Origin of the sequence: Pseudolactococcus laudensis, from assembly GCF_013449735.1 — a bacterium.
Classification (GTDB): Bacteria; Bacillota; Bacilli; order Lactobacillales; family Streptococcaceae; genus Pseudolactococcus; species Pseudolactococcus laudensis.
In genome coordinates, this window is the sequence record NZ_JACBNY010000018.1 from 20,282 (window position 1) to 37,789 (window position 17,508).

Annotated in this window: 15 protein-coding genes; 13 read left to right on the forward strand and 2 right to left on the reverse strand. The window is 39.2% G+C overall.

The features are described 5' to 3' along the window. From HZR21_RS09060 to HZR21_RS09105, 10 genes are all read left to right on the forward strand, one after another. Positions 1-1,077: an ABC transporter permease gene (locus HZR21_RS09060; RefSeq protein WP_003138407.1), complete on the forward strand. Its 1,077-nt coding sequence runs from the start codon at positions 1-3 to the stop codon at positions 1,075-1,077. Next, positions 1,077-2,033: an ABC transporter permease gene (locus tag HZR21_RS09065; protein WP_180747381.1), complete on the forward strand. Its 957-nt coding sequence runs from the start codon at positions 1,077-1,079 to the stop codon at positions 2,031-2,033. Before HZR21_RS09060 ends, HZR21_RS09065 begins: the two co-directional genes overlap by 1 nt. Before the next feature lie 79 nt (positions 2,034-2,112). Continuing rightward, positions 2,113-2,964 carry a DNA-processing protein DprA gene (gene dprA / locus HZR21_RS09070; RefSeq protein ID WP_180747382.1) on the forward strand — a complete coding sequence of 284 codons (852 nt, stop codon included), beginning with the start codon at positions 2,113-2,115 and terminating at the stop codon, positions 2,962-2,964. Positions 2,965-3,293: 329 nt separating this feature from the next. Further along, positions 3,294-4,547, forward strand: a complete 1,254-nt coding sequence (purD, locus tag HZR21_RS09075; RefSeq protein WP_180747383.1) for a phosphoribosylamine--glycine ligase — start codon at positions 3,294-3,296, stop codon at positions 4,545-4,547. Continuing rightward, positions 4,540-5,034, forward strand: coding sequence for a 5-(carboxyamino)imidazole ribonucleotide mutase (gene purE / locus HZR21_RS09080; RefSeq protein ID WP_003138418.1), 495 nt, complete (start codon positions 4,540-4,542; stop codon positions 5,032-5,034). Before purD ends, purE begins: the two co-directional genes overlap by 8 nt. After that, the gene (purK, locus tag HZR21_RS09085) at positions 5,027-6,085 is read left to right on the forward strand and encodes a 5-(carboxyamino)imidazole ribonucleotide synthase (RefSeq protein WP_003138420.1); all 1,059 of its coding nucleotides are present in this window, start codon (positions 5,027-5,029) and stop codon (positions 6,083-6,085) included. Before purE ends, purK begins: the two co-directional genes overlap by 8 nt. 20 nt (positions 6,086-6,105) lie before the next feature. Continuing rightward, positions 6,106-7,398 (forward strand): adenylosuccinate lyase, encoded by a 1,293-nt coding sequence (gene purB, locus HZR21_RS09090; RefSeq protein ID WP_180747384.1) that lies wholly within the window; start codon positions 6,106-6,108, stop codon positions 7,396-7,398. 272 nt (positions 7,399-7,670) lie between these two features. After that, positions 7,671-9,635, forward strand: coding sequence for a KUP/HAK/KT family potassium transporter (locus HZR21_RS09095; RefSeq protein ID WP_180747385.1), 1,965 nt, complete (start codon positions 7,671-7,673; stop codon positions 9,633-9,635). A gap of 152 nt (positions 9,636-9,787) precedes the next feature. Continuing rightward, the gene (locus HZR21_RS12065) at positions 9,788-10,474 is read left to right on the forward strand and encodes an aminoglycoside phosphotransferase family protein (protein ID WP_310592572.1); all 687 of its coding nucleotides are present in this window, start codon (positions 9,788-9,790) and stop codon (positions 10,472-10,474) included. Continuing rightward, positions 10,471-11,013, forward strand: coding sequence for a GNAT family N-acetyltransferase (locus HZR21_RS09105; protein ID WP_310592571.1), 543 nt, complete (start codon positions 10,471-10,473; stop codon positions 11,011-11,013). Before HZR21_RS12065 ends, HZR21_RS09105 begins: the two co-directional genes overlap by 4 nt. Positions 11,014-11,510: 497 nt before the next feature. Here the strand turns inward: HZR21_RS09105 and HZR21_RS09110 are convergent, their stop codons facing one another. Together HZR21_RS09110 and HZR21_RS09115 are read right to left on the reverse strand one after the other, a co-directional pair. After that, complete coding sequence (locus HZR21_RS09110) at positions 11,511-12,467, reverse strand: LacI family DNA-binding transcriptional regulator (protein WP_180747386.1); 957 nt, start codon at positions 12,465-12,467, stop codon at positions 11,511-11,513. Positions 12,468-12,505: 38 nt separating this feature from the next. Beyond that, positions 12,506-13,981 (reverse strand): sucrose-6-phosphate hydrolase, encoded by a 1,476-nt coding sequence (locus tag HZR21_RS09115; protein WP_180747387.1) that lies wholly within the window; start codon positions 13,979-13,981, stop codon positions 12,506-12,508. A 210-nt stretch (positions 13,982-14,191) separates the two neighbouring features. Here HZR21_RS09115 and HZR21_RS09120 point away from each other — a divergent pair, with 210 nt between their 5' ends. The 3 genes from HZR21_RS09120 to HZR21_RS09130 all read left to right on the forward strand — a co-directional run. Beyond that, entirely contained in the window at positions 14,192-16,138 is a 1,947-nt protein-coding gene (locus HZR21_RS09120; RefSeq protein WP_180747388.1) for a sucrose-specific PTS transporter subunit IIBC, read from the forward strand. Positions 16,139-16,263: 125 nt separating this feature from the next. Next, on the forward strand, positions 16,264-17,139 hold the full coding sequence (gene scrK / locus HZR21_RS09125) for a fructokinase ScrK (protein ID WP_180747392.1): 876 nt from the start codon (positions 16,264-16,266) through the stop codon (positions 17,137-17,139). 150 nt (positions 17,140-17,289) lie between these two features. Further along, positions 17,290-17,508, forward strand: a 219-nt coding sequence (locus HZR21_RS09130) for a transposase (RefSeq protein WP_180747389.1), incomplete at its 3' end; no start/stop codon positions are given.

Sequence of the window (17,508 nt, forward strand, 5' to 3'; positions counted from 1 at the left end):
ATGAAAAATTTATCAATTAGAAAAGGCATGGTACCGGTTATAGCAGTCGTTGCTGGTTTCTTGCTTGGCGCCATTATCATGCTGATTTTCGGCTATAACCCAATCTGGGGATATGAAGATTTGCTCAGTCAGGCTTTCGGCAATAGTAAATCAATCGGTGAAATTTTCCGAAGTATGGGACCACTGATTTTGACAGGTTTGTCTTTTGCTGTTGCGATGCGAGCGGGGATGATCAATATCGGAATGTCTGGTCAAGCCCTAGCAGGTTGGATTTCTTCTGTCTGGTTTGCTCTTAGTTTTCCAGATATGCCACGTGTTTTCATGATTCCTCTTGTCATTATTATTGGCGCTGCTTGGGGTGCAATTATGGCAGCTATTCCTGGGATTCTCAAAGCATTTTGGGGCACAAGTGAAGTGATTGTCACGATTATGATGAATTACATCATTTTACTGGTATCAACTTATCTCGTACATTATGGTTTTAATCAAAAATTGATGGCATCCAAAGATTCAACGATTCAAGTAGGCGCTAATGCGACGTTTAGAAACTCATTTTTAACATCGATTACCAATAATTCTCGACTCAATATCGGTATCTTTATTGCCATTATTGCGATTATCATTGTTGCAATTATTTTTAGACGGACTACCCTTGGTTTTGAAATTAGAGCAGTTGGTTTAAATCCCAATGCCTCTGAATCTTCAGGTATTTCATCTAAACGAACGATTATCATTTCGATGTTAATGGCAGGTGGTTTAGCTGGTTTGGGTGGTGTTGTTGAAGGTTTAGGGACTTTCCAAAACTTCTTTGTTCAATATTCAAGTCTATCTATCGGGTTTGACGGCATGGCAGTCGCTTTGTTAGGTGAAAATTCTCCTATCGGTATTTTATTAGCAGCTTTCTTATTCTCAATTTTGAAAGTTGGTGCACCAGGTATGAACGTTACCGGTATTCCAGCAGAAATTGTCAATGTTGTGATTGCAAGTATTATCTTCTTTGTGGGTATTAAGTTTGTTATCGAGAAAATTTTACCGCAATTACCTAAAAAAGTAGCTAAGAAAGAAGGTGAGAACTGATGACAATCACAACGATTTTTCAAATTTTAATCTCTTCTATGCTCATCTATGCGACACCTTTGATTTTTACCAGTTTAGGTGGTACATTTTCAGAGCGTAGTGGGATTGTCAACGTCGGTCTTGAAGGTATTATGATTATGGGTGCCTTCTCATCTGTCGTCTTTAATCTGACTTTTGCAGATACATTTGGTAAAGCAACGCCTTGGATTGCGTTACTCTTTGCTGGTGTGATTGGGATGATTTTCTCTTTACTCCATGCAGTAGCAACGATTAATTTTCGGGCAGACCACATTATTTCAGGGACAGTGATCAACCTCATGGCACCAGCGCTCGCTGTTTTTCTAGTCAAAGTCTTCTATGGCAAAGGGCAAACAGATAACATCCAACAGAGCTTTGGTTATTGGGATTTCCCCCTTTTAAACAAAATTCCAGTCATTGGTAAAATCTTTTTTAAACAAACTTCTTTGATTGGCTATGTTGCTATCATTGTGTCATTTATCGCATGGTTTATCTTATTTAAGACACGTTTTGGCTTGCGCCTGCGCTCAGTCGGTGAACATCCTCAAGCAGCTGATACGCTTGGCATTAATGTCTATTTGATGCGTTACTCCGGCGTCATGATTTCGGGTGTCCTAGGTGGCATCGGTGGGGCAGTTTTTGCCCAACAAATCTCAGTTAACTTTAGTGGGTCTACCATTGCTGGTCAAGGTTTTATTGCCATGGCAGCCATGATTTTTGGTAAATGGAATCCAATTGGTGCTATGCTTGCGAGTCTGTTCTTTGGACTATCACAGAGTTTATCAGTTGTTGGCACACAAATTCCAGTGATTTCAAGTATTCCAAGTGTTTATTTGCAAATTGCCCCTTATGTTCTGACAATTCTAGTCCTAGCTATTTTCTTAGGCAAATCAACAGGGCCTAAGGCCAATGGTATCAATTACATTAAATCGAAATAATTTGATGAAAGTATAGATGATATAAAAGCTGCGAGCAATCGTAGCTTTTTTTCGTATAAGATAGTGAAAGGATGATGTTATGACCAATTTCGATATCTATCGTTTAAAAAAAGCTGGTATGTCAAATTTATTGATTCATCAGTTTTTAACTCTAGCTGCAGATTATCAGGAAAAAAATCCTTTAGTCTGCTTACCTGCTTTTATTCGTCAGTCAGAGATGAAACATCCTGCACTTTTTTGGGAAAGATTTCGCTCACTTGATTTAAAAATTCTACGACAAGAATTTTTGAAATTTCCATCATTTTCGATTCAGGATATAGTTTATCCCCAACAATTACGTGAGATATATAATCCACCCGTTTTATTGTTTTATCAAGGTGATTTAAGCCTACTCCATCAAGCCAATTTAGGTTTTGTAGGTAGTCGAGATTGCAGTCAACAAGGTGTTGCAAGCGTTCAAAAAATTATTAAGGAACTACAAAATCATTTTGTCGTTGTCAGCGGTTTAGCACGTGGCATTGATACAGCCAGTCATATTGCAGCACTTAAAAATGGTGGCAAGACAATCGCTGTAATTGGTACAGGTCTTGATATTTTCTATCCTCGTGAAAACTTTCAGCTGCAAAGCTATATCGCAAAAAATCAATTATTATTGACAGAATATGGTCCAGGTGAAAAGCCTTTGAAATATCATTTTCCAGAGCGTAATCGAATTATTGCGGGATTGTCTCGAGGCGTATTAGTAACTGAAGCAAAATCACGTTCAGGAAGTTTGATAACCTGCGAGCGCGCTTTGGAAGAAGGTAGGGATGTTTTTGTCATTCCTGGTAATATTGTTGATAATTTATCTGCTGGGTGTCATTATCTAATTCAGGAAGGCGCAAAACTTGTTTGCCATGGTCGTGATATTTTAATGGAGTATGATAGGTGAGACGCATATGATAAAAGATCAAACATTCTATCTGTAATTTCGGTTTTTTGAATATTATTAGCAGTATTTAGCTTTTAAAAAAATGGAGAAACCCAATAGACATCTCTCAGCATTGAAATTTAAAAAAGATTCCTGTAACAGAACAAGTATGATATAAGAGGTTGAGTTTCTAACTATAATATTGTGAAGTTATGGTAGTAAATCCAATCAAAACCGAACATTTTAAGCGGGTTTTCGGTTTTTTGTCTGGTATTTTACCTTATATTGCGCATAATCATGATAGAATGAAACAAAATAATGTAAAAGAGAGCATAAAGAGGAAAACAATCTTGAAATTACTTGTCATTGGCTCAGGTGGGCGTGAGCATGCGATTGCTAAAAAATTACTAGATAGTCCTGAAGTGACAGCTGTCTACGCTGCACCAGGCAATGCCGGTATGGTTTTGGATGGGATTGAAACAATTGCTATCAATATTGACCAACATGCTGAATTGATTGATTTTGCTAAGTCAAACGACATTACCTTTACTTTTGTAGGGCCAGATGATGCTTTGGCGGCTGGAATTGTTGATGATTTTGAAACAGCAGGTCTATCTGTATTTGGTCCAACCAAACGTGCAGCAGAACTAGAGTGGTCAAAAGATTTTGCAAAACAAATCATGAATCAATATGGAGTACCAACTGCTGACCACAAGACTTTTAGTGATTTCAGTCAAGCGGCTGCTTATATTGAATCAAAAGGAGCGCCTATTGTTATTAAGGCGGATGGCCTAGCACTCGGTAAAGGTGTAGTCGTTGCTGAAACAGTTGCTCAAGCTTTGGATTTCACACGTGATGTTCTAGAAAATAATAAATTTGGCAAGTCACGTGTCATTGTAGAAGAATTTCTTGATGGTGAAGAATTTTCACTCTTTGCTTTTGTCAAGAATGATAAATTCTATATGATGCCGACAGCGCAAGACCACAAACGTGCCTATGATCAAGATAAAGGTCCAAATACAGGCGGAATGGGTGCTTATTCGCCAGTACCTCACTTGCCACAGTCAGTTGTTGACACGGCTGTTGAGACGATTATCAAGCCCGTTGTCAACGGTATGATTACCGAGGGACGTCCTTATACAGGTATTTTGTACGCAGGTCTAATTTTGACGGCAGAGGGTCCTAAGGTCATTGAATTTAATGCACGCTTTGGCGACCCTGAGACACAAGTCATTTTGCCACGTCTAACGTCAGACTTTGCGATTAATATGCGCGATTTACTTGCAGATAAAATCCCAGAATTCACTTGGCTCAATGGCGGTGTCACTTTAGGCGTCGTCGTTGCCTCAGAAGGCTATCCAGGTGATTATACCAAAGGCGTTAAAATTCCTGAGAAAACGACTGGAGACATCACTACTTATTATGCAGGCGTGACTGCTGATGCTACGGGACAACTTGTGACAAATGGAGGTCGTGTTTATCTGTTAGAGACATCAGCTAATAAAGTATCTGATGCACAAGCTATCCTATACAAGCAATTAAAAGTACAAGATACAACAGGACTCTTTTATAGAAACGATATTGGAGATAAAGCAAATGTTTAAACAACCTAAAATCGCAATCATTATGGGGAGTAAGTCCGACTGGGCGACCATGAAAAAAGCAGCAGATGTTCTCGATTTATTTGGTGTAGCGTATGAAAAGAAAGTTGTATCTGCACATAGAACACCTGATTTGATGTTTGAATTTGCGGAAACTGCACGTGAACGTGGCATCCAAATTATCATTGCAGGTGCTGGCGGTGCAGCACATTTACCGGGTATGGTAGCAGCTAAAACAACATTGCCAGTTATCGGTGTACCCGTTAAATCACGTGCTTTGAACGGATTAGATTCACTTTTGTCTATCGCTCAAATGCCGGGTGGTGTACCTGTTGCGACGATGTCAATTGGTGAGTCTGGCGCACAGAATGCTGGTTTATATGCCCTGCAAACTTTGTCAATTTCTGACGAGGATTTAGCTGCTCGCTTGACTAAATTCCGAGAAGATCAAAAACAAGCTGTGATAGAAAGTAGTGACGAACTTGACTAAAGAGAAAACGATAGGAATTATCGGAGGCGGTCAACTCGGACAAATGATGGCTATATCTGCGATTTATTTGGGACATAAGGTTATTACCCTTGATCCAGATCCGAATTGTCCGGCCTCTCAGGTAGCTGAACAAATTGTAGCCAAGTATGATGATACTGTTGCAATTGCAAAATTAGCCGCACGTTCTGATGTTCTGACCTATGAGTTTGAGAATGTATCAGCAGATGCTTTAGCACCTTACGAAGATAAAATACCCCAAGGTTTAGATTTATTGCGCATTTCTCAAAATCGTATTTTTGAAAAAGAATTTTTGACAAAAGCAGGTGTGAAAGTAGCACCTTATACAGTCATTAATACGTTAGAAGACTTGAATGATTTGGATTTATCAAAAAAGCACGTTGTCAAAACGGCAACAGGTGGTTATGATGGTCATGGTCAAGTTGTTGTTGAGAATGTTGTGGACTGGGAAGAAGCGCGTGATCTTGCAGATCTTCAACCGTGTGTGAGTGAAGAATTTGTCAGCTTTTTAAAAGAAATTTCCGTCATTATTTCTGGTAATGGCACTGAATTTTCTGTTTTTCCAGTTTGCGAAAATCTACATCAGAATAATATTTTAGATAAAACAATTATGCCTGCGAGAATTTCAAAGTATTTGGCAGAAGAAGCGAGAAGTATGGCGCTGAAAATTGCTCAGGCTTTGAAATTATCAGGGACTTTATGTGTTGAAATGTTTGTGACTAACCATGATATTTTGGTTAATGAAATTGCGCCGCGGCCGCATAATTCAGGTCATGCGACAATTGAAGCGTGTGATTTTTCGCAGTTTGATTTACATATTCGTGGTATATTGGGTGAACCATTACCAAAGGTAGCGTTGTTATCACCTGCTGTCATGCTGCAAGTTTTAGGTCAAGATTTATCTGCCGCACAACATTTTGCGACAGAAAATCCGAGCGCACATTTGCATTTGTATGGTAAAATTGAAGCAAAGGAAAATCGCAAAATGGGTCATGTGACTGTTTTGACTGATGACTGTGCGATAAGTTTATAAGAGAAAAGGAACATAAAAAGATGTTAGAACGTTATTCCCGCCCTGAAATGTCGGCCATTTGGACTGAAGAAAATAAATATCAAGCTTGGCTTGAAGTTGAGATTTTAGCTGATGAAGCTTGGGCTGAATTAGGTGAAATTCCCAAAGAAGATGTTGCGAAGATTCGTGAAAAGGCAACATTTGATGTGGATCGGATTCTTGAGATTGAACAAGAAACACGTCATGATGTGGTGGCCTTTACACGTGCTGTATCCGAAAGTTTAGGTGAAGAACGTAAGTGGGTCCATTATGGATTGACGTCGACTGACGTTGTGGATACGGCTTATGGCTATCTCTTTAAACAAGCTAATGATATATTGCGTGCTGACCTTGAGCGTTTTACAGCAATTATTGCGGACAAAGCGCGCGAGCATAAATTTACGATTATGATGGGTCGGACGCATGGTGTGCATGCTGAACCAACAACCTTTGGTTTGAAATTAGCAACTTGGTACTCTGAGATGAAACGTAATATCGAGCGTTTTGAGCATGCTGCGCGTGGCGTTGAAGCAGGTAAAATTTCAGGGGCTGTTGGTAACTTTGCTAATATTCCGCCATTCGTTGAGCGTTATGTCTGTGACAAACTTGGTATTACAGCCCAAGAAATTTCGACTCAAGTTTTACCACGTGATTTGCACGCAGAGTATTTTAGTACTTTAGCGATTATCGCATCATCTATTGAGCGTATGGCGACTGAAATTCGTGGTTTGCAAAAATCTGAGCAACGTGAAGTAGAGGAATTCTTTGCTAAAGGTCAAAAAGGCAGCTCAGCTATGCCACACAAACGTAATCCAATTGGTTCTGAGAACATGACTGGGCTTGCGCGCGTGATTCGTGGGCATGCGGTGACTGCTTATGAAAATATTGCCTTATGGCATGAACGTGATATTTCACATAGTTCAGCAGAACGGATTATTACGCCAGATACAACAATCTTGATGAATTATATGTTAAACCGTTTTGGTAATATTGTTAAAAATCTGACTGTTTTCCCTGAAAATATGATTCGTAACATGAACAGCACATTTGGTTTGATTTACAGCCAACGTGTGATGTTGAAACTCATCGAAAAAGGGATGACACGTGAAACGGCGTATGATTTGGTTCAGCCAAAAACAGCTTACTCATGGGACAATCAAGTAGACTTTAAACCGCAACTTTTGTCTGACGAACAAGTCATGTCAGTCTTGACTGAGGCAGAAATTGATGAGTTATTTGACCCAACTTACTATGCTAGTCGAGTGGACGAAGTCTTTGAGCGGATTGGTTTATAAAATAGTGTAAAATAGTTTAATTTGATTAGTGGTTTGTTCTTGACACTGACACACTATACTGTTAAAATTACTCTATTGACTTAAGGGAGTAGCAGGTCGTATACGACTGGATAAATCAACATGTCTGTGGTAAGGTGCTTAAATCTAATAAGCATTCCGACCACTGGTTTATCCTTAAATGGCAAGACTTAGGTGTTCTATATTTCAACAGAAATGATTGGGACATTTAGGTTTTTTTTGCGCCTAAAAATTCCCAGGAGGGGTATTTTAGAATGAAGAAGTTAAATAAGAAATGGTCAGCAGCTGGCCTCTTGATTGCAATGGGGATTGTCTACGGTGACATCGGAACCAGTCCGCTTTATGTAATGAAGGGGCTGATAGCAGGTAACCATGGCGAAATTAATGAAGATTTTTTAATTGGTAGCGTGTCCTTGATTTTTTGGACGATTACCTTACTGACAACAGTAAAATATGTTATGATTGCGCTGAATGCAGATAATAAAGGCGAAGGCGGTATTTTTTCACTTTACGCGCTTGTTCGGCCTATGGGGAAATTTTTAATTATTCCAGCTATTATTGGTGGTGCGGCTTTACTTGCGGACGGTGTCTTAACACCTGCAGTGACTGTAACCAGTGCGATAGAAGGTTTACGGACGCTACCGATTTTTACAGAAGTTTTTGGTTATTCACAAGATATAATTGTGATCATCACTTTAGTCATTTTATTAATTCTCTTTAGTTTTCAGCGTTTCGGAACGGATACAGTCGGCAAACTATTTGGACCAATTATGTTTCTCTGGTTTACTTTCCTTTTGGTTTCAGGGTTTGCTAACTTACTACAAGACTTGTCAGTACTGAGAGCCTTAAATCCAGTTTATGGTATTAAGCTATTATTTAGTCCTGACAATCACTTGGGCTTATTCATTCTAGGTAATGTTTTTCTTGCCACAACAGGAGCGGAAGCTCTGTATAGTGATTTAGGTCATGTGGGAAAATCCAATATTCATTTGAGTTGGCCTTATGTTAAAATCAGTCTGATTATCAATTACTTTGGTCAAGTTGCTTATCTCTTATCAACTGATATTCATCAATTCAAAGAGATGAATCCATTTTTCCAAATGATTGCGGATCCTTTGATGCCTTTGGCAGTGCTCTTTGCGACGTTGGCTGCGATTATCGCATCTCAGGCCTTAATCACGGGTTCTTTCACACTTGTCAGCGAAGCCATGCGCTTGAAAATTCTGCCACGCTTGCATGTCCTTTATCCCGGCAAGAGTCGCAATCAACAATATATTCCAGTTGTGAACTTCTTATTGTGGGTGACGACGTCTATCGTTGTTATTGTTTTCCAATCGTCTACTAAAATGGAGGCAGCATATGGCCTGTCGATTACGGTGACGATGCTCATGACCACTTTCTTACTACATTTTTATCTGAAGACACGTGCCAAGGCATTCTTTGCTATTGCCGTACCGCTTTTCTTTGCAGGTATTGAAATTGTCTTCTTGCTATCAAGCTTGGATAAGTTTGTGCATGGTGGATATGTTGCGGTTCTGATTGCGCTTGCGATCATTATGATTATGTATATTTGGTATAAGGGGAGCCAGATTACTGACGGCTTGGTTGAACATTTACCTGTTAAAAATTATCTATCTCAACTTGACCATTTGAGAAATGACCGTTCACTGCCTATCTTACAAACAAATGTTGTTTATTTGACGAAATATATGGAGGCAGATGAAATTGATGCACCTATTCTATATTCTATTTTAGACAAGAATCCGAAACGTGCGCATGTATATTGGTTTGTCAACGTCTCAGTTACGGACGAACCATTTACGAAACAATATGAAATCGACACACTTGGAACAGATTATGTTGTGCTTGTTAAGTTGCACCTAGGCTTTAGAGTTAGTCAAGAAGTCAACGTTTATCTCCGACAAATTGTAGCAGAATTAATGGCAACGGGTGAAATTAAAAAGCAAGTACAAACTTACTCAATCTCTGAAAACCGTGAAGTCGGTGACTTCAGATTTGTTTTACTCAATGAAGAACTCTCTCACGCAGGTGAATTATCAAATTGGTCACGATTTATCATGCAAACAAAATTTGCTATTCGTCAGATAACCGTCACGCCAGCCAAATGGTTCGGCCTCGAGTTCAGTGAAGTGCTAGTCGAGCGGACACCACTCGTCATTGGTGAATATCGCAAACCTAATTTAGAGAGAATTGATTGATTCGGCAATCATGAGTAGTTGTTGTTTAATATAAAATCAATTAATTATGACAGGAAGTCATTTATGATAAATGAAAAAAGTGCCAAGGGTCGTAAAGAAATTGTAGTAACTCTGAAAAGGTTACACGACCAGTCAAACCTTGGACAACTGATGTGCAACGTTTTTTGACCTATATGACGGTTGAAAAACAAGTATCTTTTGTCCCCAAGCCAATGGGTATCGATGATAATGGAAATGAAATGGTGTCATTTTTAGCTGGAGAAGTCTTCGATTATCCACTTCCTAACCAATTATTATCAGACACATCTATTGATTCTGCTGCGAATCTTTTGAGAAAATTTCATGATGTGAGTGCTGATTACTTATCTCAATTGACAGGTAATGAAAAATGGCTGTTCAAATGCCATATGTCACAAGAAGTAATGTGTCATAATGATTTTGCGCCTTATAATGTGACAACGAGAAATGGTCTAGCTACTGGATTGATTGATTTTGATACCTTATGTCCTGGTACACGACTTTGGGATGTTGTCTATGGTGCTTATCGTTGGGTACCAGTATATTCAGAAGAGTTTCAACTTGATTTCAAAGGGAAGTGCTCGCGATTACAACGCTTTTTACAAGCTTACGGTTTAGAAAAAGAGAGCTATCCAAAAGTTATTTCTTGTATGATTGAGCGATTGCAACTTTTGATTCAATTTATGATATCGTCAGCAGCGAAAGGTGAAGAAAATTTTCAAAATGATATTGAGCAAGGCAATATTGAAAAATACGAAGCAGATATTCGATATTTAAGAGAAAATGAGCTGAGAATTTTATCAGAGATAGGAGTTGCGTGATTACAAAACTAAGTAGTGATGAGATTAGCTTAAGAAAATTAAATGTCGATGACCTCTTGCCCTTATGGCATATCGCTTACGGTCAAAAGGACCCCGAATGGATGAGGTGGAATGGGCCATATTTTAATGATCCTGTCTACACATGGGAGGAATTTCAGCAATTATCTATCAACTATCTTGACAATGATTTTCGTTATGGCGTTTTTGTTCACGAGCAATTGATAGGCATTGTTTCTGCTTATTATGAAGATGGTGAATTACAAAAGTGGCTGGAAATTGGCATCGTTTTATATGATGAAGGTATCTGGGGCAAAAATATTGGAACGCGTGCTATGAAAATTTGGATCAATCATTTATTTGAAATGAATGACCTACCACATATTGGTTTTACAACTTGGTCGGGTAATCTAGGGATGATTCGGCTTGGTCAAAAAATTGGTATGACTGAAGAAGGCAGGGTTCGCAAGGTTCGTTTTTGGCAAAATCAATATTGGGATTCGGTTAAGTATGGTATCTTGAGAGAAGAATGGTCAGATTAGAGTCTTTAAAATAAAAATAGTAATCTGAGATAAAAGGTCTAGATAAATAAAAAGTCGAACTAACAATCAATTTGATTGTTAGTTCGACTTTTTTCAATCAGCAATTTATCAATAATTCTAAACTATTTTCTGTAAACTTGATTTAGCTGTTTTTCAATAGAAATAGCATTTTTCCGATTTCGTGCGAGAATGAAGATTATTCGACGAATTTCGAATTGTTTTCCAGAAAGATTACCGATTTCGCACGAAAATGAGGATTATCCGACGAATTTCGTATTGTTTCTCAGAAAGATTACCGATTTCGCACGAAAATGAAGATTATTCGACGAATTTCGTATTGTTTCTCAGAAAGATTACCGATTTCGCACGAAAATGAGGATTATTCGACCAATCTCGAATTGTTTCTCAAAATTGATTATGATGCTTTACATTCTTTATAAAATGACACAGAAATGGGCTACGAACTATCTCTGATGTTAATCGAAAGTGTTCATAGATTATTTTTTCAATGTCACTGGTAGGACGTAGTTAGCTTGAGGTGTAAACTGTTTATCCTCAATTTTTTGAATTAGAATCTTAACCATAAGTTCTGCTAAATCGTCAATAGGCTGTACAATGGTTGATAAACTTGGCATGAAACTCTGGATAACCTGTGTGCCATCGTAACCGACAACTTTGAGATTATCTAAATGACCAGTGGTTGCAAGATTCTGAACAATGACAGCGGTCAAATCATCTGAACAAAAAATGCCGTCAGGTTGTTGCTCAACTAAAAACTGGTGAATGCTCTGACGTTTTTGATTAAGGTCACTTTCTCTTGGGAGATAATGAATCAGTGGTGTGAGGTGTCGTTCTGCCATCATGGTTTGATAGCCCAATCGTCGATTTTCTGTTGGGCTAATGGTATCAGAGACACCTGCGACCATAGCAATTTTGCGGCAGCCTTGCTCATAAAGATATTCGGTTGCAAGTTTACCACCTGCCAAATTATCAGAAGAAACAATAGGGATGCCATCCGCCAAATAACGGTCGAAAGCAACAATGGCTAGATTATCATTTTCATATTCATGAATTTCTTTGTTATGAGAACTGGTAATGATGCCATCAACCTGATTGGCCATGAGCATGCTCAGGTAGGCGCGTTCTTTTACAGGATCGTTCTCACTGTCGCATAAAATCGCCTTGTAGCCCCGAGCAAAGAGTTTGGACTCAATTGCATGAATGATTTCGCCATAAAAAGGATAAGCAACAGAAGGAAAGATTAACCCAATCAGCTGGGATTTTTTACCTTGTAGTGAGCGTGCCATGGCGTTGGGTTGATAGTTCAATTCCCGCATAGCCGCATGAACACGGTCAATCGTTTTTTGAGATAAAGACCCTCGCATATTAATCACGCGAGAAACAGTTGTGGGAGTGACGCCAGCAATTTTTGCGACATCGTTTAAATTTGCCATAAATTTACTTGATTGAGCATGAAATACTCAATTTATCCTTATTTTTTTAGTTGCCAGATAGTAGCAGGTAAGCTGTTTTTGGCGAACAAATAAGTGTTTTCTGGCACTGTGAAGATACGGCTAGACATGACCTTTTCACCATCGTTAACAAAAATTTCAAGTGACGATGTATCCGCAAAGATATTAAGTTTCGCCTTGCCAGGTGTGAACTGCGTCGAACGCGTCACACCATAATTTTCAGACCAGCTAACAGGAAGATTTGCTCTATTAAGTTCTATTTTACCATTTTTCACATCTATTTTGAGCGAAACATGAGAAGAATTATCATCATTTGCAAAAAGATAGAGTTCATTTTCTTCATCTTGTCTAAGCTCAATTTCAAGTTCATAACTATTACTGTCAATGGTAGTGGCAACTTCTGACAGCGTAATGTTTTGTTTTTCGTGGCGTAATGATATAGTCTCTACAACTGGATATTGGTAAAGTTGACCATTTTTGAGGGTTAACTCTTTAACTAGACTGAGCATACCCTGCCAACCGTCAGCTTGTGATGGCACATCCAGATCAGGTAAGCCTAACCAAGAAGAGGCAAGCACTCGACCATCAGGGGCGTTGAAAGCTTGGGTCGCATAGACTTCAAAGCCATCATCTAGATTATGAAGTTTTCCTGCCTGTGTTAGCGTAGCAGATTCGACATCAAAATCATCCGCAATAACATACATATTTGGAAAGACATTATCGTAGTCAGCGATAGACTTGTCAAGACCTTGTGGGCAAAATAGGAGAACTGGTTTTTTGTCAATAAAGACAAGATTAGGGCATTCAATCATATAGCCCATTTCCTCTTGGGCAAACTGGAGTTGTCCTTTGTAATCCCAAGCGGTTAAACTGTCGTTAGTTGCCTGAGCTAAGACGACTGTTCCTTTTTCTTCGCACGTTTGTGCGCCGATGATCGCAAATTTATGACCATGTGTATCAAAGATCATTGGGTCACGGAAATGATCAGTATAGCCTTCTGGTGTTCTAAGTAGTGGGGCATCAAATTTATGGATGTCGCCTGTTTGTGTGTAAATGGCACCATTTTGATAAGCGTCCCGAGAATTATTTTCGCCGCGCGTGTTGCCAGTGTAGAATAGGAAGAGCTCTTTTTCAGAAAGTGGCAAGGCAGAGCCAGAATAAGCACCGTGTGAATCAAAAATGGTATCAGGGAAGAGTTTAAGCCCTTCATCTGTCCAATGAATCAAGTCGGGTGATGTCATGAGTGCCCAAGATTTAATGCCGTGAACCGGACCATAGGGAAAGACTTGGTAAAATAAATGATATTTACCATTGAAGAAAGAGAAACCATTAGGATCATTAAGGAGTCCTGTTTTGGGTTGGATATGGTAGGTATTTTTATAAGCTGAAGTATCGACAGCAGTTGTGAGCGCTGTTGCGTAATCAGCAGAGTAGTCTGCATAGGGGCGATAACGCTCTGCAGAAGTCCAGGGTTTTGTATAATCTGTTTTAGTCATCATAGTCAAATTATAAAGTAAAAAAATTTCTATGTCAAACGCTTGACAATATTTTTAGAACAAGTTATAATTTAAAATGTAAACGGTGTCAAACGTTTAATAATTTGATGTCGTATTGAAATTATTTTAGGTGACCATTGACTTTTAGTTGATAGCTTTGAACAGCAATCACTCGAAAAGACCATGCGAACAATTTGAAGGGGAATTCCTATGGATCACAAAGAAGTAGCAAAACGAGTTGCGGCAGCACTTGGCGAAGACAACCTCATCGCGGCAGCCCACTGTGCCACACGTTTGCGTTTAGTTGTTAAAGATACAGCTAAGATTGATCAAGCAGCGCTTGATGACGATGCAGACTTGAAAGGCACATTTGAAGCCAATGGTCAGTATCAAATCATTGTCGGACCTGGCGATGTTAATACTGTCTATAAAGAGTTGGTTGCCATTACAGGTGTTGGGGAGGTGTCGAAAGATGAACTGAAAGACGTCGCCGACACTGAAACAAATCCAATTATGAAACTGATTAAAATCCTGTCAGACATTTTCGTACCACTGATCCCTGCCTTGGTAGCAGGTGGTCTCTTAATGGCCTTGAACAATGTCTTGACAGGTCAAGGACTCTTTGGACCTCAATCTATTGTTGAAATGGTACCGGGAATTAAGGGATTTGCTGAGATTGTCAATCTCATGGCATCAGCACCTTTTGCCTTCTTGCCTATTCTTATCGGATTTTCTGCCACTAAACGTTTTGGTGGGAATCCATATCTAGGGGCAGCAGCAGGGATGATGTTAGTCATGCCTAGCCTTGTCAACGGCTACGGCGTAGCAGAAGCGATTGCGACAAACAAAATGCCTTACTGGGATGTCTTTGGTTTCCAAATCGCACAAGCGGGTTATCAAGGTCAAGTATTGCCAGTCATTGGTGTGGCTTGGATTTTGGCAACACTTGAGAAATTCTTCCATAAACATTTAAAAAATGCGATTGACTTCACTTTTACCCCAATGTTAGCCGTTATTATCACTGGTTTTGTAACTTTTGCTGTGGTAGGTCCTGTTTTACGAACAGTCTCAAATGGTATGACTGACGGTCTCGTTTGGTTGGTCAATACCCTTGGTGGGGTTGGTTATGGTATCTTTGGTTTGGGCTACTCAGCGATTGTGCTGACTGGTTTACACCAATCATTTCCAGCGATTGAAACTTCTCTTCTTGCTGATATTGCAAAAACAGGGGGTGACTTCATCTTCCCTATCGCCGCTGCAGCAAACGTTGCTCAGGGTGCTGCAACATTTGCCATCTTCTTCTTGACGAAAAAAGAAAAACAAAAAGGTCTCGCATCTTCATCAGCCTTCTCAGCGATGCTAGGGATTACTGAGCCAGCAATGTTTGGTGTCAACCTCAAACTTAAATTTCCATTCTTTATCGGTCTAGGTGCTGCTGGTATTGCCTCTACTATCATGGGATTTGCAGGCGTGCGTGGGGTATCGCTTGGACCTGCGGGAATCATTGGCTTTATTGCGATCAAGCCAGCTAGCATTCCAATGTTCATGCTCGGGATTGTAGTCAGCTTTGTCCTTGCTTTTCTTGCGACTTACGTCTATGGTCGAGGACGCATGGATGTCCCTGCGAATGTCGCATCAACAGGAACAACAGCTCAGGAGATTAATATCGTTAAAACTTCTGAAGGCGTTTCAGATGAGGCACTTTATGCCCCAGTAACTGGTCAAGCTATTCAACTTTCTGAAACGAAAGACCAAGTATTCTCATCAGAACTAATGGGAAAAGGGATTGCGATTGAACCAACGATAGGTGAAATTTACGCTCCAGCAGACGGAACATTGACAGTCACAAATGACAGTAAACACGCTTATGGTCTTTTGACTAATAATGGCGCAGAAGTTTTACTTCATATTGGGATTGATACGGTACAAATGGCAGGTGAAGGATTCTCAACACAAGTCAAACAAGGTCAAGTCGTGAAAAAAGGTGATTTACTAGGTACTTTTGATATTAGTAAAATTAAAGCCGCTGGCTATGAAGCGACGGTGATGATCATTGTGACAAATACCATGTCATTTGCAGAAGTTCAAGGGATTGATAACCAAACGGTTACAGTTGGTCAGGCTGTTATTCAAACAACTGCACCTGTAACAAAATAAAGTTAAAATAACCGATTATATCGGTTATTTATTTGGAATTATGATAAAATAGTAGAAAACGTTTACAGGAACATGACGTTCAGAAAAGAAAGGACGAGTTGTTAGGCAACTCAATGATGGTCAAAATGAGTAAATTATTTGGTAGTATTGAAGCAGGTGGTACAAAATTTGTCTGCGCAGTCGGGAATGAAGCATTTATGATTCTTGAAAGTACCACTTTTCCAACAGAAGAACCAGTGAAAACCCTGCAGCAAGCAGTCGATTTCTTTAAACAGTTTGGTTCATCGCTTGTATCAATTGCGATTGGTAGTTTTGGACCGATTGATATTGATGAGGCATCAGAAACTTATGGACTTGTGACGACAACGCCTAAACCACACTGGGCTAATTTTGATTTGATTGGATTCTTGAAAGCACAGCTTGATTTACCGATGTACTTTACGACCGATGTTAATTCGTCAGCATATGGTGAGCAGTTACTTGAACCGTCACTTAAAAGCTTGGTTTATTTTACTATCGGTACTGGCATCGGTGCGGGTGCGATTCAAGATGGTGAATTTATCGGTGGTATTTCACATGCTGAAATGGGACATATGTTTGTTAAACGTCATCCAGATGATTTAGATTTTGCTGGTGTCTGTCCTTATCATGGTGACTGTTTAGAAGGTGTTGCAGCAGGTCCGTCACTTGAAGCTCGAACTGGTATTAGAGGTGAAAATATTGAACTCGAGTCAAATGTTTGGGATATTCAAGCTTATTACATTGCGCAAGCTGCTGTTTCTACGACTTTGACACTTCGTCCTGAAAAAATTATTTTTGGTGGTGGCGTCATGGCACAAGAACATATGATGGCGCGTGTCCGTAAACAATTTGCAGAACTTCTAAATGACTATGTCACAGTACCTGAGTTGACGGATTATTTACAAGTGCCAAGTATTGCTAACAATGCCTCAGCAACAGTAGGAAATTTTGCTTTAGCGAAACGCGTATATGAAAAGTAGCATTAAAAAAACAATTAGAATATAGTATTCTGATTGTTTTTTTTTTGTAACGAATTAGTTGACATTAAATTATGAAACTATATAGGGTACCTCTAAAAACTTATGAAAAGAGGTATAATAGATTAAAAATAAGCTAACGAGGTATTGAAGATGAATTTATTTGGAGATAGCGACTATCTTGAAAAATTAAGTTCAAAAGGAGACCCTCTTGAGCGGCTAGAAAAAGTGGTTGATTTCGAGTATTTTCGCCCAACTCTTAACCGGATTTTTAAGTATGATTTAAAAAACAAATCTCATGGTGGTAGACCGCCCTATGACCTTGTTTTGATGTTGAAAATTCTAATTTTACAACGCTTATACAATCTATCT

Bases quoted from the DNA above. Each gene is read 5' to 3' on its own strand.
- HZR21_RS09115 (WP_180747387.1), bottom strand. From the start codon at position 13,981: ATGACTAAAACAGATTATACAAAACCCTGGACTTCTGCAGAGCGTTAT.
- HZR21_RS09095 (WP_180747385.1), top strand. From the start codon at position 7,671: ATGAAGAAGTTAAATAAGAAATGGTCAGCAGCTGGCCTCTTGATTGCA.
- HZR21_RS09065 (WP_180747381.1), top strand. From the start codon at position 1,077: ATGACAATCACAACGATTTTTCAAATTTTAATCTCTTCTATGCTCATC.
- scrK (WP_180747392.1), top strand. From the start codon at position 16,264: ATGAGTAAATTATTTGGTAGTATTGAAGCAGGTGGTACAAAATTTGTC.
- HZR21_RS09060 (WP_003138407.1), top strand. From the start codon at position 1: ATGAAAAATTTATCAATTAGAAAAGGCATGGTACCGGTTATAGCAGTC.
- HZR21_RS09120 (WP_180747388.1), top strand. From the start codon at position 14,192: ATGGATCACAAAGAAGTAGCAAAACGAGTTGCGGCAGCACTTGGCGAA.
- purB (WP_180747384.1), top strand. From the start codon at position 6,106: ATGTTAGAACGTTATTCCCGCCCTGAAATGTCGGCCATTTGGACTGAA.
- HZR21_RS09110 (WP_180747386.1), bottom strand. From the start codon at position 12,467: ATGGCAAATTTAAACGATGTCGCAAAAATTGCTGGCGTCACTCCCACA.
- dprA (WP_180747382.1), top strand. From the start codon at position 2,113: ATGACCAATTTCGATATCTATCGTTTAAAAAAAGCTGGTATGTCAAAT.
- purE (WP_003138418.1), top strand. From the start codon at position 4,540: ATGTTTAAACAACCTAAAATCGCAATCATTATGGGGAGTAAGTCCGAC.